Source organism: Thioalkalivibrio sp. ALE14, assembly GCF_000376845.1.
GTDB lineage: Bacteria > Pseudomonadota > Gammaproteobacteria > Ectothiorhodospirales > Ectothiorhodospiraceae > Thioalkalivibrio.
Genome location: NZ_AQXY01000029.1, coordinates 149,415 through 170,207, shown reverse-complemented (window position 1 = coordinate 170,207; position 20,793 = coordinate 149,415). Strand labels below are relative to the sequence as shown.

The 20,793-nt window shown below is 68.3% G+C and carries 18 protein-coding genes; 12 read left to right on the top strand and 6 right to left on the bottom strand.

The window, feature by feature from the left end; all coding sequences use genetic code 11:
- Position 1: 1 nt before the first annotated feature.
- The gene (locus tag F572_RS0110265) at positions 2–709 is read right to left on the bottom strand and encodes a MarC family protein (RefSeq protein WP_017942310.1); all 708 of its coding nucleotides are present in this window, start codon (positions 707–709) and stop codon (positions 2–4) included.
- Positions 710–855: 146 nt separating this feature from the next.
- On the opposite strand from F572_RS0110265, the gene cysM reads away from it, so the two are divergent.
- From cysM to kdsB, 10 genes are read left to right on the top strand one after another with little or no spacing between them, the layout of a single operon-like run.
- Positions 856–1,767, top strand: a complete 912-nt coding sequence (cysM, locus tag F572_RS0110260) for a cysteine synthase CysM (protein ID WP_017942311.1) — start codon at positions 856–858, stop codon at positions 1,765–1,767.
- A complete protein-coding gene (locus F572_RS0110255) occupies positions 1,764–2,570 on the top strand; it encodes a 3'-5' exonuclease (protein ID WP_017942312.1) in 807 nt (268 codons plus the stop codon). The genes cysM and F572_RS0110255 overlap by 4 nt, the downstream gene beginning before the upstream one ends.
- Complete coding sequence (gene rlmD, locus F572_RS0110250) at positions 2,570–3,898, top strand: 23S rRNA (uracil(1939)-C(5))-methyltransferase RlmD (RefSeq protein ID WP_017942313.1); 1,329 nt, start codon at positions 2,570–2,572, stop codon at positions 3,896–3,898. The genes F572_RS0110255 and rlmD overlap by 1 nt, the downstream gene beginning before the upstream one ends.
- A 27-nt stretch (positions 3,899–3,925) precedes the next feature.
- Positions 3,926–4,564 (top strand): MotA/TolQ/ExbB proton channel family protein, encoded by a 639-nt coding sequence (locus F572_RS0110245; RefSeq protein ID WP_017942314.1) that lies wholly within the window; start codon positions 3,926–3,928, stop codon positions 4,562–4,564.
- Positions 4,561–4,989, top strand: coding sequence for a biopolymer transporter ExbD (locus F572_RS0110240; protein ID WP_017942315.1), 429 nt, complete (start codon positions 4,561–4,563; stop codon positions 4,987–4,989). Before F572_RS0110245 ends, F572_RS0110240 begins: the two co-directional genes overlap by 4 nt.
- Entirely contained in the window at positions 4,979–6,760 is a 1,782-nt protein-coding gene (msbA, locus tag F572_RS0110235; RefSeq protein ID WP_017942316.1) for a lipid A export permease/ATP-binding protein MsbA, read from the top strand. Before F572_RS0110240 ends, msbA begins: the two co-directional genes overlap by 11 nt.
- Positions 6,750–7,886, top strand: a complete 1,137-nt coding sequence (locus F572_RS0110230; RefSeq protein WP_017942317.1) for a glycosyltransferase N-terminal domain-containing protein — start codon at positions 6,750–6,752, stop codon at positions 7,884–7,886. The genes msbA and F572_RS0110230 overlap by 11 nt, the downstream gene beginning before the upstream one ends.
- Before the next feature lie 2 nt (positions 7,887–7,888).
- A complete protein-coding gene (gene lpxK, locus F572_RS0110225; RefSeq protein ID WP_018158455.1) occupies positions 7,889–8,911 on the top strand; it encodes a tetraacyldisaccharide 4'-kinase in 1,023 nt (340 codons plus the stop codon).
- A gap of 3 nt (positions 8,912–8,914) precedes the next feature.
- Positions 8,915–9,109 (top strand): Trm112 family protein, encoded by a 195-nt coding sequence (locus F572_RS0110220; protein ID WP_017942319.1) that lies wholly within the window; start codon positions 8,915–8,917, stop codon positions 9,107–9,109.
- 8 nt (positions 9,110–9,117) lie between these two features.
- The gene (kdsB, locus tag F572_RS0110215; RefSeq protein WP_017942320.1) at positions 9,118–9,885 is read left to right on the top strand and encodes a 3-deoxy-manno-octulosonate cytidylyltransferase; all 768 of its coding nucleotides are present in this window, start codon (positions 9,118–9,120) and stop codon (positions 9,883–9,885) included.
- Positions 9,886–10,085: 200 nt separating this feature from the next.
- Here the strand turns inward: kdsB and F572_RS0110210 are convergent, their stop codons facing one another.
- From F572_RS0110210 to F572_RS0110190, 5 genes are all read right to left on the bottom strand, one after another.
- Complete coding sequence (locus F572_RS0110210; RefSeq protein WP_026143069.1) at positions 10,086–10,946, bottom strand: PA4780 family RIO1-like protein kinase; 861 nt, start codon at positions 10,944–10,946, stop codon at positions 10,086–10,088.
- 447 nt (positions 10,947–11,393) lie between these two features.
- Positions 11,394–11,549, bottom strand: coding sequence for a hypothetical protein (locus tag F572_RS15800; RefSeq protein ID WP_017942322.1), 156 nt, complete (start codon positions 11,547–11,549; stop codon positions 11,394–11,396).
- Positions 11,550–11,802: 253 nt separating this feature from the next.
- The gene (locus F572_RS0110200) at positions 11,803–15,249 is read right to left on the bottom strand and encodes an ATP-binding protein (protein ID WP_017942323.1); all 3,447 of its coding nucleotides are present in this window, start codon (positions 15,247–15,249) and stop codon (positions 11,803–11,805) included.
- A 7-nt stretch (positions 15,250–15,256) separates the two neighbouring features.
- Positions 15,257–16,537: a metallophosphoesterase gene (locus F572_RS0110195; protein ID WP_017942324.1), complete on the bottom strand. Its 1,281-nt coding sequence runs from the start codon at positions 16,535–16,537 to the stop codon at positions 15,257–15,259.
- Positions 16,538–16,735: 198 nt separating this feature from the next.
- The gene (locus F572_RS0110190) at positions 16,736–17,482 is read right to left on the bottom strand and encodes an HAD family hydrolase (RefSeq protein WP_017942325.1); all 747 of its coding nucleotides are present in this window, start codon (positions 17,480–17,482) and stop codon (positions 16,736–16,738) included.
- 136 nt (positions 17,483–17,618) lie between these two features.
- Between F572_RS0110190 and F572_RS0110185 the strand changes: the two genes are divergently transcribed.
- The gene (locus F572_RS0110185) at positions 17,619–18,203 is read left to right on the top strand and encodes a cytochrome b (protein ID WP_017942326.1); all 585 of its coding nucleotides are present in this window, start codon (positions 17,619–17,621) and stop codon (positions 18,201–18,203) included.
- A gap of 13 nt (positions 18,204–18,216) precedes the next feature.
- On the top strand, positions 18,217–19,824 hold the full coding sequence (locus tag F572_RS0110180; RefSeq protein WP_017942327.1) for a hypothetical protein: 1,608 nt from the start codon (positions 18,217–18,219) through the stop codon (positions 19,822–19,824).
- Positions 19,825–20,793: the final 969 nt, after the last annotated feature.

Sequence of the window (20,793 nt, the reverse complement as noted above, 5' to 3'; positions counted from 1 at the left end):
TTCAGTCGAGTTCGCGCGGGGGAACGCGCGGATCCTCGACCTCGGTCTCGTCAAGCATTTGCGTGTCCAGCATGAAGCCGACGGCGGCATCGCTGACGCCGTTGATTACGAACTGCACGGCCAGCACCGCGAGGATCAGGCCGAAGACCTTGGTCAGGATGTCCTTCCCGGTGTCCCCGAGGTACTTCACGATCAAGCGCGAGTACACCATCGCGTAGTAGCAGGCGACCATGCAGGCCAGCACGGCGAGGAACACCAGCCCCGTGTGATAGACCGTCGGCGCCTCGCTGGTCAGGATCATCACCGTGGCGATCGCCCCCGGACCGCTCATGAACGGGATGGCCAGCGGGATCACCGAGATGTCCTCGGTCACGTGTCCCTTGTCGGCCTTGACCTCCTCGGCCGTTTCCTTCTCGGTCGCGCCCTTCTGCCGGATCATGCCGATGGCGATCCCGAACAGGATGATGCCGCCGGCAATACGAAACGCCGCCAGGGTGATCCCGAACAGCTGGAAGATCACCCCGCCCAGCAGGGCGAAGGCGAACAGCAGGGAGGTGGCCACCTTCACCGAGCGCAGCGCGATCGCCCGGCGCTTCTCCTCCGATGCGCGCGGCAGCATCGCCATGAAGATGAAGGCAGTGGTCAGCGGGTTCACGATCACGAACACCGCAAGGAAGGTGACGACCAGGTATTCCAGTAGCACGAGCATGACCCGAGCTTAGGCCGGAACGTGTGTCGTTGCGAGGGGCACGGGTGCCATGGCGGTGAATGGACGGCTCTCAGTGCCGGGGAGCCTCGTGCGGCAGTGAGAGGCGCGTGGGCAGGGACGGGGCCCGGTCGTTATACTCTGCGCGCATGAAGAAACGACTGCATCCGGAATCCTTCCCGACCCTCGAGCACTTCGTCGGCAACACGCCGCTGGTGCGCCTGCAGCGCATGGCGGCGGATCTGCCGTCCACCGTGCTGGTCAAGCTCGAGGGCAACAACCCCGCCGGTTCGGTCAAGGACCGGCCCGCGCTGAACATGATCCAGGCGGCCGAGCGCCGTGGCGACATCCAGCCTGGCGACACCCTGATCGAGGCCACCAGCGGCAACACCGGCATTGCGCTGGCGATGGTCGCGGCGATGAAGGGCTACCGGATGATCCTGGTGATGCCGGACAACATGTCGGCCGAGCGCCGCGCCTCGATGAAGGCCTTCGGCGCCGAGCTGGTGCTGGTCTCGCGCGAGGAGAGCATGGAGGGCGCGCGCGACCTGGCGGACCGCATGGAAGCCGAGGGCAAGGGGCGGGTGCTGAACCAGTTCGGCAACCCGGACAACCCGGATGCCCACTACCTCGGCACCGGTCCGGAGATCTGGCGCGACACCGAGGGCACGGTCACCCACTTCGTCTCTGCGATGGGGACCACCGGGACCATCATGGGCGTGTCGCGCTATCTCAAGGAACGCGACCCGGAGGTGCAGATCGTCGGCGTGCAGCCGACTGAAGGCTCCTCCATCCCCGGCATTCGACGCTGGCCGGAGGCCTACCTGCCGACCATCTTCGAGGCCTCGCGGGTCGACCAGACCGTGGACGTGACCCAGGAGGAGGCCGAGGACACCATGCGCCGGCTGGCCGCCGAGGAGGGCATCTTCGCCGGGGTCTCTTCCGGCGGTTCGGTGGCCGCGGCCCTGAAGCTGGCGGCCGAGACCGAGGGCGGGACGTTCGTCGCGATCATCTGTGACCGCGGCGACCGCTACATCTCCACCGGCGTGTTCCCGTCATGAGCGCCCCGGTCCTGATCTTCGATCTCGAGACCGTCCCGGACATCGAGGGCGCGCGGCGCCTGCACGACTTCGAGGGCCTGAGCGATCACGAGGTCGCCGAGGCGATGTTTGCGCTGCGCCGTGCCCAGACAGGCTCCGATTTTCTCAAGCATCCGCTGCATCGCATCGTGTCCATCGGTGTGCTCTATCAGGGTGGCGATGCCCTGAAGCTCTCCGCCTTCGGCCGCGAGGGCGAGGATGGTCAGGCGCCGACCGAGGTGGAACTTCTGCGCCAGTTCTTCGACGTGATCGACAAGCGCACCCCGACGCTCGTCAGCTGGAACGGCGGCGGCTTCGACCTGCCGGTGCTGCACTACCGTGCCCTGGTCAACGGCGTGCAGGCCCCGCGCTACTGGGAGCAGGGCGACGACGACCGCGAGTTTCGCTACAACAACTACCTGTCGCGCTTCCACTGGCGGCATGTGGACCTGATGGACGTGCTGGCCGGATTCCAGGGCCGCGCGGTCACCAGCCTGGACATGATGGCGAGCCTGCTCGGCTTCCCCGGCAAGCTGGGCATGGACGGCTCCAAGGTCTGGCCGGCCTGGCGCGACGGGCGTCAGGCCGAGATCCACGACTACGTCGAGCACGACGTGCTCAACACCTATCTGGTCTGGCTGCGCTTCGAGTACATGCGCGGCAACCTGACCGACGCCGCCCTGGCCAGCCGGCAACAGCAACTGGCCGAATACCTGGACGGCTCGGGTGCGGCCCACCACCGGGAATTCCTCGACGCCTGGCAGCCGGCCGGTCGCGCGGACTGATGGCACGCATCGACAAGACCCCGTTCGAGGCCACGATCGAGGAGGTCACCCTGGACGGCCAGGGCGTGATCCGCCGCGATGGCAAGGCCTGCTTCATCCACGGCGCGCTGAAGGGCGAGCGCGTGATGGCGGTGCAGACCGGTCGCAAGCGCCGATTCGACAGCGCCGAGGTGGTCGAGGTGCTGGAGCCGGCCCCGGGCCGGGTCGAGCCGCCCTGCGAGTTCTTCGGCCTGTGCGGCGGCTGCAAGCTGCAGCACGCCTCCATCGAGACCCAGCGGGCCATCAAGGAACAGGCCCTGTTCGATGCGCTGGAACGCATCGGCCACGTGACGCCGGAGGCGCGCTTCGAGCTGCTGACCGCCGACACCCAGGGCTATCGCCGCACCGCGCGCCTGGGCGCGAAATACGTGCCGAAAAAGGGCGGGGTACTGGTCGGCTTCCGCGAGCGCGGCAGCCCCTACCTGGCCGAGATGGACCACTGCGAGGTGTTGCACCCGGCGGTCGGCCAACGCATCCGGGCGCTGCGCGAGCTGTTGGACGGGCTCGAGGCGCGCGACCGCCTGCCGCAGATCGAGGTCGCGGTGGATGACGACGAACGCGTGGCGTTGATCTTCCGCAATCTTGATCCGTTGTCCGAGGCGGATACCCGGCGCCTGTCCGACTGGGCCGAGGCCGAGGGCATCCAGGTGTACCTGCAGCCGGGCGGGCCGGAGACGGTGGAGCCGCTGGCCGGGCCGATCGAGCCGCTGGTCTATCGCCACCCGGACTACGGCGTGTCGGTGCCGTTTATGCCCACCGATTTCATCCAGGTGCACGCCCAGATCAACCGCCAGATGGTGCCGCAGGCCCTGGAGGCGCTGGACCTGCAACCGGGACAGCGCGTGTTGGACCTGTTCTGCGGGCTGGGCAACTTCACCCTGCCGCTGGCACGGACCGTGACCGAGGGCGAAGTTGTCGGCGTCGAGGTGGACGACGCGATGCTGGCGCGGGCGCGTGCGAACGCCCGTGATCAGGGCATCGCCAACACCTGCTACGAGCGCGCCGATCTGGACGACATCGAGGCGCTGAAGAATGCGGGCTGGCTGGGCGAGCGCTATGACCGAGTGCTGCTGGACCCGCCGCGTACGGGCGCGGCCGCGGTGATCGAGGCCCTGGCGCCGCAGCGCATCGAGCGCATGGTCTACGTGTCCTGCAACCCGGCCACGCTCGCCCGTGACGCCGAGCGCCTGGTGCATCATCATGGCTATCGCCTGGAGCGGGCGGGGATCATGGACATGTTCCCGCACACCGCACACGTGGAATCCATGGCCGTATTCCGGCGCGCCTGAGGCGCACCGATATCCGAGGGGAATTGCATGCTGGAGATCGTACAAGCGGGCGGGTGGCTGATGCTGCCGATCCTGCTGTGTTCCGTACTGGCCGTCGCCATCGTCCTGGAGCGGCTGTGGACGCTGCGCCGTTCGCGCGTGGTGCCGCCGCGGCTGCTGACCTCGGTGTGGGAGCAGATGCGTACCCAGGGGCTGAAGCTGGACGACATCCAGCGCCTGCGCGCCGGTTCTCCGCTGGGCGCGATCCTGGCCGCGGGCCTGGCGACCCACGACCGCGCCCGTCAGATTACCCAGGAGAGCATCGAGGAGGCCGGCCGCCGCGTGGCCCACGAACTCGAGCGCTACATGAATACCCTGGGCACGATCGCGATGATCACCCCGCTGCTGGGCCTGCTGGGCACCGTGGTCGGCATGATCGAGGTGTTTACCGTGATCACCGAGATCGGCGTCGGCAGCCCGCGTGATCTGGCCGGGGGCATCTCCCAGGCCCTGATCACCACCGCCACCGGCATCGGCGTGGCCATTCCGGCACTCGCCTTCCATCGCTACTTCCGCGGGCATATCGACGAGCTGGTGCTGGAGATGGAGCAGGAGGCCACCAAGCTGGTCGAGGTGATCCACGGCGAGCGCGAGGCCGGCGCGGCCGAGGGCGGGGCGAAGGCGTGAACTTCCGCACGCCCCGCCGCCAGGAAGAACCCGGCGTCAACCTGACGCCACTGATCGATGTCGTCTTCCTGCTGCTGATCTTCTTCATGGTCTCCACGACCTTCGACCAGCACGCGGACATCGAGCTGACCCTGCCTTCGGCCGACCGCGAGGCCGAGGCCGTTGAGCGCGCGTGGATCGACATAATCGTGGATGCCAACGGCAACTACTTCATCAACGGCCAGGAGCTGATCAATCGCCGCGCCGAGACCCTGGAGCGTGTGCTGTCCGAGGCCCGCGAGGGCCGCGAGGACGATCCGGTCCTGATCCGCGCCGACGCCAATGCCAGCCACCAGTCCGTGGTGCGCGTGCTGGACGTGGTCGGCCGCCTGGGCATCACCTCGGTCTCCATCGCCACCCTGGGTGAAGCCGCCGATGACGACTGAGGAGCAGCACCCGCAGCACTTCGATTCGGGCTGGACGGTCTATCGCCGCCTGCTGAGCTACGCCTTTGTGTACTGGCCACTGCTGGCGATCGCCACAGTCGCGATGCTGGGCATGGCGGCCACCGAGGCCGGCTTCGCCGCGCTGATGAAGCCGCTGATGGACGAATCCTTCGCCGAGGGTGAATCACATCCGATGGTGCCGTGGATCCCGGTCGCGCTGATCGGGCTGTTCCTGATCCGGGGCGTGGCCGAGTTCGGCTCCGTTTACGCGATGCGCTACGTCGGGCGGCAGGTAGTGAAGCGCCTGCGCGAGGAGTTGTTCGAGCGCCTGCTGCACATGCCGGTGCAGCGCTTCCAGGAGCAGAGCAGCGGCGAACTGATCTCGCGGGTGACCTACAACGTCGAGCAGGTGGCCACGGCCGCGACCGACGGATTCAGCACCCTGGTCCGGGACACGCTCACGATCATCGCGCTGCTGGCGTGGATGTTCTGGCTGACGCCGACCCTGACGCTCACCATCCTGATCATCGCGCCGTTGATGGCGATCCTGGTGCGAGTGGTGACCAAGCACTTCCGGCGCATCTCGCACCGCCTGCAGTACAACATGGGCGACGTGACCCATGTGACGCAGGAGGTGATCGAGGGGCACCGGGTGGTGCGTATCTTCGGCGGCGAGACCTACGAGCGCGGGCGTTTCGAGGATATCAACGAGCGTAACCGCCGGCTGCACATGCGCATGGAAGGCATCAAGGCCGCGTATACCCCGACCATCCAGTTCCTGGTGGCGGCGGTTCTGGCCTTCGTGATCTGGGTCGCGACCTCGGATTTCGGCGACGACACCGTCACGGCCGGTACCTTCGTCTCGTTCCTGACCGCCATGCTGCTCCTGTTGAGCCCGATCCGCCGGCTGTCGATGATCAATGCGACCCTGCAGCGCGGTATCGCGGCGGGGCAGAACATCTTCGCGGTGCTGGACGAGACCCCGGAGCGCGATACCGGGCATGTACCGCTGGACCGGGCCGAGGGGCAGCTGGCCTTCGAGGACGTGGCGTTTCGCTACGGTCCGGAGGGCCCGGACGTGCTGAAGGCCATCTCCTTCGAGGTGAAGCCGGGCGAGAACGTGGCCCTGGTGGGGCGCTCGGGCAGTGGCAAGACCACGCTGGTCAACCTGCTGCCGCGTTTCTACCACCCCACCGAGGGGCGCATCCTGCTGGATGGCCACGACCTCGAGACCATCCGCCTGCGCGATCTGAGGCGACAGATCGCTTATGTCGGCCAGAATGTCACGCTGTTCGCGGATAGCGTCGCGGCCAATATCGCCTACGGGCGGCCGGAGGCCACCGAGGCGGAGATCCGCGAGGCGGCGCGTGCAGCGCATGCGCTGGAGTTCATCGACCGGCTGCCGCAGGGGATGCAGACCCTGGTGGGCGAAAACGGAACCCGGCTCTCCGGTGGACAGCGCCAGCGCCTGGCGATCGCCCGCGCGCTGCTGCGGGATGCCCCGATCCTGATCCTGGACGAGGCGACCTCGGCGCTGGACAACGAGTCCGAGCGCCAGGTGCAGGCCGCACTGGAGGCGCTGGTGAGTACCCGCACGACGCTGGTGATTGCCCACCGTCTGTCCACCGTCGAAGGCGCCGACCGCATCCTGGTGATGGATAACGGCCGGGTTGTAGAGAGCGGCCGCCACGATGAACTGATTGCCCGTGGCGGGGTGTACACGCATCTGCACCGGCTCCAGTTCCGCGAGGAGGCGGGGGATGGGGCTTGATGTCAGGGGGTACGGGGATCGCCCGTTCCCGGTCTGGCGTGCGACCTGGCGGGACTACCGGCGGGGCGATGGCAGCCGGGCGCGGGCCCGGCGGGGGTTTCTCACGCCGCCGGAGGATCGCGGGCGGCTGATCTGGATCAAGGCCGGAGGCAGCCCCGAGGACGTGCGCCTGGGGATCGAATTTCTCGGCGCGGTACGCGACAAGCGCCACGATGTGCGCATTGTCCTGACCTTCGAGCAGGACTACCCGGAACTCTTCGAGCGCCATATGCAGCCTTTTCGCAAGGTGGGCGTGGGCTATGGCCCCTGCGATCGCCCGCGGGTGGTGCGTCGGGTGCTTCAGCGCTTCCAGCCCCACGGCATCCTGCTGGCCGGCGGTCAGGCCCCGGCGAATCTGCTGCAGGCGGCCGAGACGCCGGTGATTGCCGTCAATACGGCCCCGCCGGTGCGGACTGTGCCCCCGGTGGTTCGCTACTGGCCGGTCGACACCGGTGCCGCGGCGACGTGGCCTGAAAATGCGTACGCCGAGGCGCTGGTGCCAGCCGATCCGCAGGCGCGCTTCGTCGAGGCCCAGGCGGATGTGGTCCTGCGCTCGCTGGTCGGGGGCGAGGTGGAGCGCCTGTGGTGGTGGCATGGCACGAAGGATCAGTGGCCGGCGTGGCGAGCGGCCTGGGAGGCCTCCGGCTGGGGACGGACCGATATCCTGCTGGCCAGTCAGCACGGGGAGACGGACGACGGCGGACTGGCCGCTGCCGATCTGGCGGTGTCGCAATGGGACCGTTCGGCGCTGGCGCCCGGAACCATTTTGCACCTGGACGACCGGCGCTGGTTTGCCGCCGCGGCCAGCGCGGCCCATGCGGTGCATCTGGCCACGCCGGATCGTCAGGCCCTGTGGCAGGGCCTGGCCGGCGGCGCCGCGGTGAGTCTGGGCGAGACGACGGCCGCAGCGGTGCCCTGTCCGCTGCTGGGCGAACCTGGCGCGGTACTGGAGGCCTGGCAGGGCCTGCGCGATGACCCGGCGGCGCGACGCCAGCAGGGGGATGCGGCACGCCGGCGCTTCTGGGACGAGCGGCGCCAGGTGGATGCAAATTTTGACGCCGTACTGCAGCAGGTCTGGGACTGGTAGTCATGGGTTCGCTACAGGCATGGCTGGGGGCCCGGCTTTGGGATCAGTGGAGCCAGCGCGGCCCGTTCGCGGCCGCCATGTTCCCCCTGTCGCTCGTGTATGCCGGCCTGGCGGAGTGGAATCGCCAGCGCCAGGAGCAAATGCGCCGCGAGATCACCATCCCCGCCAGGGCCGTGATCGTGGTGGGCAATCTGACGCTGGGGGGCAGCGGGAAGACCCCGATGACGGTCTGGCTGGCCAAGCGCCTGCGCGCAGCCGGCTACCGCCCGGGGATCGTCAGTCGCGGCTATGGCGGTCGTGGGGACGTCGCCGGGATCGCCGTGACGGCCGATTCCGACCCGGTCGTGGTGGGCGACGAGCCGCTGCTGATCGCGCGGCGCACCGGCGTGCCGGTTCAGGTGGACCGTGACCGGGTCCGTGGTGCGCGGGCCCTGACGGATCAGGGCGTGGATGTGGTGATCGCCGACGACGGCATGCAGCATCACCGCCTGCCGCGCGACATCACCATCCTGATGGTCGACGGCAAGCGCCGCTTCGGCAACGGGCTCTGCCTGCCGGCGGGGCCGCTGCGGGAGCCCAAGCGGGCGCGCGAGCGGGCCGACTTCGTGATCGTGACCGGTGGCGAGCCGGAGCCCGGCGAGATCGCGATGGAGCTGGTCCCCGCCAGTCGCCTGCAGCGGGTCGACGGGGCGGAGGAGGCGCGCAAGCCCCACCGCTTTGCCCGGCGCGATGCCCACGCCATTGCGGGCATCGCGGACCCGGAGCGCTTCTTCCGTACCCTGGAGGCCGCGAAGATCGGTATCATTCGGCATCCGTTCCCGGACCATCATCGCTTCCTGCCGCACCAGATCCGGTTCGACGATGAACTGCCGGTTCTGATGACGGAGAAGGATGCCGTAAAATGCCGGTCGTTTGCGCAGGACAATCACTGGTACTGGCCGATCGCGGCCCGGTTGCCAACCACTTTCGAGCCGGCGCTGCTCGCGCGTCTGGAGACCATCAGTCGGCTCAAACACCTGGGGTAATGCATGGACAAGCGTCTGCTCGATATTCTGGTCTGCCCGGTCACCAAGGGGCCGCTCAAGTACGATCGCGAGAACCAGGAGCTGATCTCCGTCTCCGCCGGTCTCGCCTATCCGATCCGCGATGACATCCCGGTGATGCTCGAGGACGAGGCGCGGGCCCTCTCCGAGGACGAGAAGGAACGCTGGCGCGCGGCCTGAGTCGCCGCATGACGGGCTTCGTCGTCGTTATCCCGGCCCGCATGGCCTCCAGCCGCCTGCCGGACAAGCCGCTCGCCGCGGTGGCCGGGCGCCCGCTGATCGCCCACGTCATCAGTCGGGCGCAGGAGAGCGCCGCGCGACGGGTGATCGTGGCCGGGGATGACGAGCGCATCCTCGACGTGGCCCGCCAGTGCGGGGCCGAGGCCTTCCTGACCGATCCCGCGCTCCCCTCGGGCACCGACCGTATCGCCGCGGTCGCCGCGGCCGAGGGCTGGGGCGACGAGTCGATCGTGGTCAATCTGCAGGGAGATGAACCGCTGACGCCAGGCCCGTTGCTGGACGACCTGGCGGCCCTGCTGGAGCAGACTCCGCAGGCGGATATGGCCACCCTCGGCGTGCCGATCCGCTGCGCGCAGGATCTGGCCGATCCCAATCAGGTCAAGCTGGTGACCGACCGCAACGGACGGGCCCTGTACTTCTCCCGCGCCCCCATCCCTTGGGATCGCGAGGCCCATCGCGCCGGGCAGACACCCGCAGTGGAGCAGGCGACCCGCCACCTGGGCCTGTATGCCTATCGTGCCGGGTTCCTGCGCCGCATGAGTGCCGAGCCGCCCGCCGCCTTGGAACAGCTCGAGCAACTGGAACAGCTGCGGGCTCTGGCAATGGGCGCCTGGATTCAGGTGGGGAGGAGGACCGAGGCGCACCCGCCCGGCGTCGATACCCCCGAGGACCTGGACCGCGTGGACGCGTTTCTCTCGGGCACGGCCCGCGCGTAACGCGCAATCGGGCTTCTGACTGGCCCCATCCTTCGCGGGCCAGAACCCCCTGGGCGCTTCCGAGCCGCCGGATGGTTCGCCTGCCAGCAGGCTCCTACCGGGTCTTGCCCTCGTAGGAGCCTGCTTGCAGGCGAAGGGCCCCCGCCAAAGAGCTTCGATCCTGACCAGGCCAGGCCAGGCAGGATCGCCCGGACAGCCGTTTACTGGTTGTCGGGGTGGGTCGGGTCGAGGGCGGCCAGCAAGGCCTCGTGTTCCAGTCGCGCATCCTCGATCTCGTCGAGCACGCCATCGACATCGGCGATCTCTTCGCTGTGCTCGAAGTGCCCGGTCAGGGGTGTGTCCGGAGTCAGGTCGCCGTTGGCGAACAGATCCCACATCTCGTGCGCGTACTGCGTCTCCAGCAGCGCAGGGTCCGCGCGGCCGAAGGTTGCGCGCATGTTGTTCACGTCACGCTGCAGCATGCGGAATGCGTTGTTGTTGCCGGCGGCGTCGACGGCCTGGGGCAGGTCGATGATGACGGGTCCGTGCGCGTCCACCAGCACGTTGTACTCGGAGAGGTCGCCATGGATCAGGCCGGCGCACAGCATGCGCTGGATTTGGCGGATCATGAATACGAACCACTCGCGCGCCGTCTCGGGGTCCAGTTCGACTTCGTGCAGCTGGGGCGCGGTGTTTCCGTCGGCGTCCAGCACCAGTTCCATCAGCAGGACGCGGTCGAATACGCCGTAGGGGACAGGCACGCGCACGCCCGCGTCGGCCAGGCGGTAGAGCGCCTCGACCTCGGCGTTCTTCCACTGGGTCTCCTCGACCTCGCGGCCGTGACGTCCCCGTCGGGCCATGGCCCGCGCATCCCGGCTGCCGCGGACCTTGCGGCCTTCCTGGTACTCGGCCAGTTTGTGGAAGCCGCGATGCTTGGCTTCCTTGTATGCCTTGGCACAGCGTGTCGCGCCCCCGCTGCGGACGAGGTAGATGTTGGCCTCCTTGCCGCTTTGCAGTTGCCCGAGGACGGTATCAATGACGCCGTCTTCGATCAGCGGCTGGAGCATCTTGGGGGTTTTCATGAGCGGGTACGGGGTTAGTGAAACGAAAGACGCCGACCCGGGGAGAACCCCGGAGGCCGGCGTCGTGCGTTCCAAAACGGTTGGGTCAGGGCAGAAAGATCTTGGGCTTTCGCTTCTCCGCCTTGGCGGTGCGTTTCTCCATTAAGGCAACACTGATCAATGTACACGTTCGCGTTGGTGCCCCCGGTTTTCCGAGACAAGGCGCGCCGCGCAGAGCCGTAGCCATCCTACGGCCAAGCGGTGCAACGCAGAATCGGGGAACCTGGGGTACCAACCCCGAAGGGGCTCGGCCGCTTTTGAGCGCGCACGGCGTTGCGGCTCCCTTGTGCAGAGTGACTGCACGGCAGTCACCGCGCCTTGTTCGCACTCAAAAGCGACTCGAGCGCGAACGTGTACATTGATCAGTGTTGCCTTAGGTTCTTTTCGGCCTTCTTCTTGCTGTCGCGCTTACGATCCATGCTCTTCATGGGGTGGGTCCTCCGGGGCGCCGGATGGGTCATCCGGCTGATTGCGTGCCCGTTTCTGCTGGCGTTTTTCTTCCTGCTTGGCGGCTTTTTTCAGCTCGCGCTGGCGCTTTTCGTATTGGTAGTTCGGTTTGGCCATAGGGCAGCAGGGTCTCCATCGGGGTGTCGCCAGCGAGGCGGGGTCACGAAGCGTGGTCTCTCCACAATAGCACCGAAACATCGCCGCAGGGGCGAGCGCACATTGAAGGTCAGGGGCCGGCAACAGGAAGACAAGAAGCGTAAGAAGGTTCTTGATGGGATGACCGGGTGGTTCCAAGCGCTACCACCATTATTTTACTTCCAGTCTTCGTATCTTCCTGTCAACGGTTTTCGGGCTTCCGTCGTTGCACTACTCAGGCGGGCGGGTGCAAGCCGGCTTGCAGGGCGCGGGCCAGGGCCTGGCCTTCGGTGACGGCCTGCTCCGGTGTGGTGTGGTGTGGTTTCAGGGTCGCGATGGCGCGGTGTTCGAGTTCGGTTTCGGTCAGGACCGGGTTCGGGTCGATATAGCCGTTGTCGGTGAGCCATTCGGACAGCCGTTCGCGGGCGCTGCTCTGGAAGCGCTTGACCGTACCGTTTTCCAGTTCGGCAAGGAGCTTTTCGCCGTCGCCATTCAGCTGGCTCGCCAGGTCGGAGACGGCGTCGATGAAGGTCGCACTGACGGCCTCGGAGGCCTCCAGGGCCGCGCGGTCTACCGGGCGGCCGCGACCCTGGCGCCAGGCGCGAATCCAGGCGCGGGCGGCCTCGCTACGGGCCTGAAGCATCTGGCGTTCCGCGTGGTCCAGCAGGGAGTCGGCGGGGCCTTGCAGCAGGGACTCCAGCGCGCCCAGGCGATCCACTCCCAGCTCCAGCAGGCGCTGCAACAGCTCCAGACGGTCCCGCAGCAGGTGAAACAGATGGATACCGGCCGGGTCCTGCCAGGGGGCGATCAGCGGGACGCCTCCGATCCGCTGGGCGTAGTCCTCGGGCGAATCGTTGCCGGGGGCGGGTACCGGTTCGGTTTCCGGAAGGGTCAGCTGTTCGGGGCTCCCCAGCGTTTGCTGTCCCCAGCGGCGTGCGGCCAGGTCGATGATCTCGACGCTGGAGTCCTGTGCCTGCCAGTAACGGGCATCTTCGGGCTGGGCGGTCAGGTAGAAGACCTGGCGGCCGGCCTCGTGGGCCAGTGCTTGCAGGCTTTCGGCCACCGCCCGGAAGCGGTCCGGGTCCGCCGTGCCCAGCGCCTCGTCGAGGATGAGCGGGAGCGCGCTGCGGCCGCGCTCGGCCTCCAGCGCAAAGGCGATGCGTACGGCGAGCAGAAGCTGCATCCGCGTCCCGCTGGAGAGTTCGGTGAGCGCGCGGGTCGCCCCGCTGGCGGTCTCGCGGGCGCTGAATCGGGCCGTGGCATGGGGCGAGAACTGAAGTTCGTATTGATGGCGAGTGAAGCGCTGGAACCACTCCCGGGCCTGACGCAGGGCCGCAGGCTGCACCGCCTGTTCGTGTTCCATCTCGACCTGGTCCAGCAGAAAGTTTCCGGCCGTGGCAAACAGGGCCTGGTCGAGGCGCTCGCTCAGGGCGTCGCGGGCGAGTTCGCGGCGGGCGCGGGCCGATTCCAGCTGGCGTTCATGGCCGGCGCGGTCGATGGCCGCTTCGATGCGGGCGACCTCCTCGCTCAGCCGGTCGCGTTCCCCCGCCTGGTCGCGCAGGGTCTGAAGTTGCGATTCCAGGGGCTCCGCGGCATCGGCCTCGACCGCCTCCAGCAGGTCCGGGCGGTCCTCGAGGTGGCGGCGGCGTTCGCGCTCGCGTTCGCGCACATTACCCAGTTGCACGCTCAGTTCCTGCCAGTCGGGCCATAGCCGCAGCCTCTCGCGCAGGGTCGATTCATCGCCATTCTCCAGGCCGGCGGCTGCGTACAGCGCGGCGATCTGCTCTCGCGTGCGGTTCGTGTCCGCTTGCAGGCGTTCGAGTTCGCGCTGGGCGGCCTTTTCCTCGCGCTGCGCGGTGTCCCGTGCCTGCAGTCGCGCGGCGAGACGGTCCAGGCGCTGAGCCAGGGCATCCGCCGACGGGTTGGGGTCCTGGGGGACCAATGAATACTGGGCGAGAAAGGCCATGATGGGCGCCCGGGTCGCCTCCAGCTCGGCTGTCAGGCGCTCCTGCTCTGCCCGGGCCGCACTAACGGCCTGGCGGGCCCGGTCATGATTCGCGGTCAGGTGGATCCAGCGCTGCAGCGAGGCATTGATGCAGTCGGGGTCGAAGCCGACCTGCCGGGCAATATCCTTCAGGCGCTCCTGTTCCTGCTCGCGGGCGGCGCGCCGCTCTTGCAGTTCGCGTTCGAGTCGAGCGCGGCGCTCCGCCGTTCGTCGCGCGGCCTCCGCAGCTTCCAGGTCGCGCTCCAGGTGGGCCAGGCGCTCGCGGACCGCGTCGGTCTCCCAGTCCGTGGGCGGCTCCAGACCGGTATCGCGGAAGCGTGCCTTGGCCGCCTCGCGGGGTATGCGGTCGGTCGCCGGGCGAGCGGCGATGTAGGCGCCCCAGGCGACCGGCAGCGCGAGTACGGCGAAGGCGGGGTGTACCAGCACCGCCGCGGTGCCAATGGCGCCGCTCGCCGCGAGCAGGGCGATCCCGGCGGCGACCCGGCGCAGGCCGGTCCAGGGGGCGGGACGCGGGGACCCCAGCCAGTGCAGCAGCTCGTCGCGGCCGCGGCGCAGTGTGTCGGGGGTGGGCAGGGCGTCCTCGGTCGGAGGCAGGGAGGCGAGTTCGTCTTCCCGTTGCGTGATGCCGGCCTGCAGCCCGCGCAGGGTCTCCAGGGACTGTTCCACCCCGTGGAGCGTGGCGGGGTCCAGGGCTGGAGCCGCCTCTGGCGTGCCCCCCAGTTCTTCGGTTGCCTGGCGCAGTGTTGCCTGCGCCTCGTGCAGCTCGCTCGTCGCCTGTTCCAGCCCCCTCTCCAGCTCCAGCAGCCTGCGTGCCACGGGGCGTTGATCGTCCACGGAATCCGTATGCAGCTCGGAGTCCGCCAGGCCAGCTTCCTCGCGGCGCTGACGGGCGTCCTCCAGGCGTTCACGGGCCTGTTGTTGTTCGTGTTCCAGGCGCCGCAACTCGTCCTGGAGCGGGGCGAGGCGTTGCAGTTCGTCGCCGCGCAGCCGGTCCAGACCGGGAGGCAAGGCCGCCATCCGGGTCTCCAGATCCCGGTGTTCGCGTCGGGCCCCCAGCAGGTCCAGGGCGCGTTCGTACTGATCGGCCTCGTGGGCGGCGCGCTGGGTCTGCTGGCGTTGCGCCTTCAGCTCGGTCAGGCGCTGTTCGTCGTGCTGCAGGCCGCGTTGCTGCTGGCGGCGTTCGCGCAGTTCCTGTTCCGCGGCCGTCAGCGCCTGAGACTCGCTACGGGCATGGGTCGACTTCAGGGTCAGGTCTTCGCGCAAGGCGGGCAGGTCGTAGCCACCGGCCAGCTCGCGGGCCAGGCGCAGGCCGATCTCCTGCTCGGTGCCGTGGTCGGCGTTCAGCAGGTCCTCGATGCGCAGGGTGTAGCAGTCGATGAAGCGATGATCCGGCAGCGGGGGCGCCTCGACGCGTTCGCCGTTGCGCGACCAGGTCAGGTCGGTCCCCAGCCGATGGGCCTGCAACGGGCCCTGGGCATCGACGAAGGTCGCCTCGATTTGGACTCCGGTCTGGCGCAGTTCCTGGGTATACAGGACGGCCCGCAAGGCGCGCACAAGGCTCGATTTTCCCGAAGCGTTGGGTCCGACCGCCACGTTCACGCCCGGCCCCAGGGCATCCAGACGGAAGCCCGGATGGATGCCCGGCAGGCGGACGATATCCAGTGAGTCCAGTCTCATGCGGCCCTCACGCTTCGCGCTCGCGCTGGAGCAGCAGCTGGTCAAGGGCGTGCAGGGCGGCCGCTTCCAGGTGGCGGGCGATCGCCTCGTCATCCGGGACGTCGGGGGCGAGGGCGCGATAACGCGGGTCATGAATTATCTGGGCGAGCGGATCGCGGGCCTTGTCCAGGAGTTCGCGGCGGGCCGCGTTGTCCGGGCCTTGCAGCAACTGGAGCTTGCGGGCCAGCAAGGCGGCGGGGTCGCTGCCCGCGGCGAGTTCCGCCAGATCCAGGGCGGGCAGGGCCTCCAGGCGCCAGTCGTGGACGAAATACAAACGGCCGCCGAGGTCCTGCGGTGTGGTGCGCGGGTCGTCGGCGTGCAGGCTGCGCTCCAGCGCGTGGCGCTGATCGCTGCGCCCGGTAAAGCGCAGGCGGCAGCCGACGGCCGCAGGTCTGTGGCTCCAGGTCTCCAGCTCGGTATGGAGGGCTTCCAGGGCCTCGGTCACCCGCCGGTGGATATCGGCCGCTTCCTGCAGGCCATCCACGGCGATTTCGAGGGTATGCCAGTACAACGGTGCCAGGGGAATCTGCGCGATCGCGAGGTCGCCGCCCGGGGTAATCTCGAGACACCATGGGCCATGGCGGCCGGGCTCGCCCGGGTCCATGCCGCTCAGGGAGCCCAGATAGCCCATCGGGCGGGGCGCGGCGAGCGGATCGGGGCGGTGGATATGGCCCAGCAGCCAGGCCTCGACCGGGGCCGCTTCCAGGTCGCTGCTGCGCACGGGGGCGTGCGGGCTGCGCGACTGGTCACGGTCGCAGTGCAGCAGCCCGACGGTGGGGCAGTCTGTGGGGGCGGGAAAATCGCCTTCCAGCGGGCTGGTGGTTACGCGCGCTTCGGGGAACGACCAGCCCGCAATCCGCAGGCGCTGTTCAGCATGGCCGCGCAGCTCGCGGGTTTCCCACTGCCCGCCGGCCCCCAGCAGCTCGAAGGCCGGCAGGGATTCGGCCAGTCGTGGCAGGACCTGGACGTCATGGTTGCCGGCGACACCGAGGACCCGGATGCCCGCCTCGGTCAGGCGTTCGACACCCGCCCTCAGGTCGCGGTAGGCCTCGTAGAAGTCGTCCTCCTGTTCGACCACGTCGCCGGCCAGCAGCACTGCGTCGATGCCTTGTTCGACGGCGTAGTCGACGCTGCGGCGCCACGCAGCGGCCGGGCCGAGGTTTGCGATGCCGAGCGCCTCGTCCACCGCGGGCGGGATGCGCGAGGGCTGTCGGCCCAGATGGATATCGCCCACGCACAGGAGCTTCATGGACGCGGGGAGGTGGTCGGGATCATGGGCGCAGTTTGGAAGAATCGCGGACCAAAGCCAATCCCGGAACATGGGATGGGCCCCTTCATCGGTTCTGCCCGGTGGGAGCCTGCTTGCAGGCGAAGCCCCTGCCAGAGTCGGACGCGGGCGGGGGCTTCGCCTGCAAGCAGGCTCCCACCGGTGTGGTGGTGCGCCGAGTCAGGTGTCGATGCCGAGGTGGCGGGGTAGCTGGCCGAGGCGGCCGAGGGTCAGGCAGGGGCGGGGGTGACCGTGTTCCCAGGGGAGAGATTGCGGGTTGAACCAGGCGGCGCGGAAGCCGGCCTGGAGCGCGCCGAGGACGTCCGCCGTGCTGTCGTCCCCGACGTGCAGGATGGCGTCGGGCGCCATCCCCGCATGCTTGCGGGCCTGGTCGAAGATATGCGGATCGGGCTTGGCCGCACCCGCTTCGCCGGCGGCGATGGCGAAGTCGAAGTACTGCCCGAGGGGCGTGCGGAAGACATCGGCATTGCCGTTGCTGATCGCGCCCAGGCGGAAGTGACGCGACAGCGTCGTCAGCACACTTTCGGCTTCGGGATAGGGCGTGACCTCGTTGCGTGCCTCCCAGAACACCTGGAAGCCTTCGCTCGAAAGGTGGTCCGGACAGCAGCCACAGGAATCGGCCAGTTCGCGCAGCCAGCGCTTGCGCAGGCGGGTCAGGTCGTGGCGCTCGTGGTCGGGGGCCGCGCGCATGAATGCCGTGCGCTCCTGGATCAGGTCGTCTGGATCAAAGCGTTCGCAGACCGCCGGGGCATGCTCGCGCAGCCAGGCATAGAAGCGCGCCTCGGCGTGGTGGATGACCGGCATCACCGGCCACAGGGTGTCGTCGAGGTCGAACGTCAGGCAGCGGATACGGTCCGGATCGAGGGGCGCGGGTCCGCGTGGTCCGCTTGCAATGGAATGATTCATTAGCATAAGAGTAGCGTGGGGCCGGGTTGCATCGGATATTCGGATAACGACGCTGGGGGTACTCGAGCCCTCTGTTCGAGTCGGCTTGATAGGGTGAGGGGGTACCAAGTGATTCGGGTCGAGGAGGTGGTTCGGGATGCGCAACGAGAGCGATTCGATGGTCTGGCCCCGCTACGGCCTGGCGCAGCGGGTGTTGCACTGGCTGGTGGCGGTGCTGGTGCTGGGGGCAGTGGGCCTTGGCGGGACGATCGGCTGGTTCGGCTTCGAGGGCCTGCAGGCGCGCTTCGGCGAGGCGACGACCAACACCATCTACACCTGGCACAAGAGCTTCGGGGTGCTGATCCTGGCCTTGATGCTGGTGCGGATCGGACTGCGGATCCGGCGCGGCAAGCCCGGCTATGCGGTGGACCTTGCCCGGTGGCAGCGAGTCGGGTCGGAGGCGGTGCACGGGCTGCTCTACGTGTTGCTGATCGCGATGCCGGTGATCGGGTGGTGGGGAACCGCGGCCGGGGGGTATCCGGTGCAGCTGGGGCCATTGATCCTTCCGGGGCTGTTCCCGGAGAACGAGGCGCTTTCGGAGACCCTGTTTGCCTGGCATCAGGCCCTGGGAAGGGTGACCTTGATCCTGGTCGTGGGACACGTGGCGGCCGCGCTGTACCACTGGCGTGTGCGCCGTGACGGGGTGATGCAGCGCATGACCTTCGGCCGGACCCGACACTGAGCCCGGGGCCTGAATGACCCGACTGCTGCTGACGCTGGTTGCGCTGAATGCGGTGCTGCTTGCCCTGGAGATCCCGCGCCATGCGGGGCTCGGCCCGTACGGGCTGGCCTGGGAGGCCGTGTTGCTGGTTGGCCTGTTCGCCCTGCTGCCGGCTGGAAGGCTCGCCCGGAGCCTGGCCTGGCTGATCGGTGCAGTACTCCTGGCTCTGGTGGTCCTGGCGTTGTTCGATGCCCTGACGCGCGCGAGCCTGACCCGGCCGTTGAATGTGGTGCAGGACTGGGTGCTGCTGGATGCGGTGTACCGACTGGTGACCGGCAATCTCGGGGCATTCACCACGGGGCTGCTGGGACTGGTGCTGGCAGTGGGGCTGGTAACGGTCGTCTGGGGTGCGAGCCGCGGGCTGCACGCACTCGCAAGAACAGCGCCGGATCATCGCGGGCATCCCCGGGTTCCGTCATTCGTGGCCCTCGGACTGCTTCTTGTGGGGCTGGCGGGTACGCTGGCCGCCATGCGCGGGGTGGCCCCACCGGCGACGGCGGCGCCGGGTTTTGGCCTGGTTCAGCAGCAGGTCATGGCGGGGCAGGCGGCCATTGCCGAGAACCGGCGCTTTCGTACGCAGCTGGAGGCGACCCGCGAGCAGGCCCAAGGGCGGCCGTTCCCGGGTCTCGATGGCATCGATGTGATCCTGGGGCTGGTGGAGTCCTACGGGGTCTCCACGGTGTTCGACGAGCGCTACGCGCCGGTGATCGTGCCCGTCCTCGACCAGGTCGGCGACGACCTGGAGGCGGCTGGATTGCACGTGGTGACCGGTGTACTGGAGGCCCCGATCGCCGGTGGGCAGTCCTGGCTGGCGCACGCCTCGCTGCTGTCCGGCCTGCAGGTCCGGTACGCGGGGCATTACGACGCGCTACAAGCCGAACCGCGTGATACGCTCGTACAGGACTTCCAGGCTACCGGGCATCGGACGGCCATGCTCGCCCCGGCGATCCAGCTCGACTGGCCGGAGGGGCGCTGGTTCGGCTGGGATCGGATCGTCGACAAGCACGACTTCGACTACGCGGGCCCACCATTTTTCTGGGTGACGATGCCGGACCAGTACACCTGGTCGTTCTTCGAGGAACAGGTGCGGGCGTCGAGCGATGCGCCGATCTTCGCCATGCTGGCGCTGGTGAGTTCGCATGCACCGTGGACGCCGATCCTCCCCGTGATGGAAGACTGGGACACGATCGGCGACGGTGGGGTGTTTCACGAATGGGCCGGGAAGGGGCCGCCCCCGGAGCGCTTGTGGCGGGACTTTGATCGGGTGCGCGAGTACTACGCGGAGTCGGTGCGCTATTCGCTGGAGGTCACCGGAGCCTATGCGGCGCGCCATGTCGATGACCAGACGCTGTTCTTCATGCTCGGCGATCATCAGCCGGCCGCCCTGGTCACTGGCCAGGACACGAGCTGGGCGGTTCCGGTGCACGTGATATCGGGTGATCCCGCGCTACTCGAGCCGTTCCTCGAGCGTGGTTTCGTTCCCGGCATGCAGCCGCCAGGCGAACACGCCGACTACGGCTTCGACGCCCTTCGGGGCTGGATGCGCGATGCCTTCGGCGCGTCCTCCAATGTAGATGGGTGACTCCGCCTTTTTGCCGCCGGTGGAGCGTTCTAGCTGTCCGGCCCTACCACGACCTTGATTCTGCATCCGGTTTACGCAGTGGCTTCGGCTGGCCACCTGCCCTGCTGTGGCTAGGCGTCGTTCGTCATCCGGTGTTTGCGGTGGCCTCGCCCCGGCCACCTGCCTTGTGGTGGCTGGTCCTGGTTCGGCTTCGGTGTTTACGTGCCTTCGGCCCGCATACTGCCCGGCGCTGACTCGCCAGCGCACCCCGAGGTACTTTCTTGCTTGCCCAAGAAAGTACCCAAAGAAGGGCACCCGACTATTCGCCCGGGAACCTTGCGGAGGACGCGTCAGGCCGGCGGCGCCGAACTCGCTGCGCCTTCGGCTTCGCTCAGACATGCGGCGCCTTCTCCCGGCCTGCCACGCCCTCCGCAAGGGGCGAATAAACGGGGGGATAAGGTCAAAACCAGCGGTGCCCGAACCCTTGTGCCCAAGAGTCGTCCCCGGTGGCGAGAACACCCCCCGGCGCCCGCCACGCGGGCGCGGCACGCGAGGGCCAAAGGCCCAGCGTGCCGATGAGGCCAGAACACCCGGTTCACGGCCACAGGCACTGCCTTTCGGCCTGTAATTGTCTTGACCTTCGCGCCCCCGTTTGTCGCGCCGAGTGGAGAGGGCTTTCGCGGGAAACAAGGCGCCGCATGTCTGAGCGGAGCCGAAGGCGTAGCGAGTTCGGCGCCGCCCGCGAAAGCCCTCGGAGCGAGGGAAACCCCGGCCCGCGCAGCGGGCCGGGGTCGCGACAGTCGGGTGTGTTTCTTGGTTACTTCTTTGCACAAGCAAAGAAGTAACTCGCGGCGCGCTCGCGAGTGAGCGCCTGGCAGGACGCCGGGGCAAAGCCACCATAAACACGAACGCCGGATCCAGGTCCAGCCATTCCCGGGCGGGACGCCGGACCGAAAGCACGCAAACACCGGAGGATTAACCGGGACCAGC

Excerpts from the sequence above, each read along its gene's own strand:
- F572_RS0110265 (WP_017942310.1), bottom strand. The coding sequence starts at position 709 with ATGCTCGTGCTACTGGAATACCTGGTCGTCACCTTCCTTGCGGTGTTC.
- cysM (WP_017942311.1), top strand. The coding sequence starts at position 856 with ATGAAGAAACGACTGCATCCGGAATCCTTCCCGACCCTCGAGCACTTC.
- F572_RS0110255 (WP_017942312.1), top strand. The coding sequence starts at position 1,764 with ATGAGCGCCCCGGTCCTGATCTTCGATCTCGAGACCGTCCCGGACATC.
- rlmD (WP_017942313.1), top strand. The coding sequence starts at position 2,570 with ATGGCACGCATCGACAAGACCCCGTTCGAGGCCACGATCGAGGAGGTC.
- F572_RS0110245 (WP_017942314.1), top strand. The coding sequence starts at position 3,926 with ATGCTGGAGATCGTACAAGCGGGCGGGTGGCTGATGCTGCCGATCCTG.
- msbA (WP_017942316.1), top strand. The coding sequence starts at position 4,979 with ATGACGACTGAGGAGCAGCACCCGCAGCACTTCGATTCGGGCTGGACG.
- F572_RS0110230 (WP_017942317.1), top strand. The coding sequence starts at position 6,750 with ATGGGGCTTGATGTCAGGGGGTACGGGGATCGCCCGTTCCCGGTCTGG.
- lpxK (WP_018158455.1), top strand. The coding sequence starts at position 7,889 with ATGGGTTCGCTACAGGCATGGCTGGGGGCCCGGCTTTGGGATCAGTGG.
- F572_RS0110220 (WP_017942319.1), top strand. The coding sequence starts at position 8,915 with ATGGACAAGCGTCTGCTCGATATTCTGGTCTGCCCGGTCACCAAGGGG.
- kdsB (WP_017942320.1), top strand. The coding sequence starts at position 9,118 with ATGACGGGCTTCGTCGTCGTTATCCCGGCCCGCATGGCCTCCAGCCGC.
- F572_RS0110210 (WP_026143069.1), bottom strand. The coding sequence starts at position 10,946 with ATGAAAACCCCCAAGATGCTCCAGCCGCTGATCGAAGACGGCGTCATT.
- F572_RS15800 (WP_017942322.1), bottom strand. The coding sequence starts at position 11,549 with ATGGCCAAACCGAACTACCAATACGAAAAGCGCCAGCGCGAGCTGAAA.
- F572_RS0110200 (WP_017942323.1), bottom strand. The coding sequence starts at position 15,249 with ATGAGACTGGACTCACTGGATATCGTCCGCCTGCCGGGCATCCATCCG.
- F572_RS0110195 (WP_017942324.1), bottom strand. The coding sequence starts at position 16,537 with ATGAAGCTCCTGTGCGTGGGCGATATCCATCTGGGCCGACAGCCCTCG.
- F572_RS0110190 (WP_017942325.1), bottom strand. The coding sequence starts at position 17,482 with ATGAATCATTCCATTGCAAGCGGACCACGCGGACCCGCGCCCCTCGAT.
- F572_RS0110185 (WP_017942326.1), top strand. The coding sequence starts at position 17,619 with ATGCGCAACGAGAGCGATTCGATGGTCTGGCCCCGCTACGGCCTGGCG.
- F572_RS0110180 (WP_017942327.1), top strand. The coding sequence starts at position 18,217 with ATGACCCGACTGCTGCTGACGCTGGTTGCGCTGAATGCGGTGCTGCTT.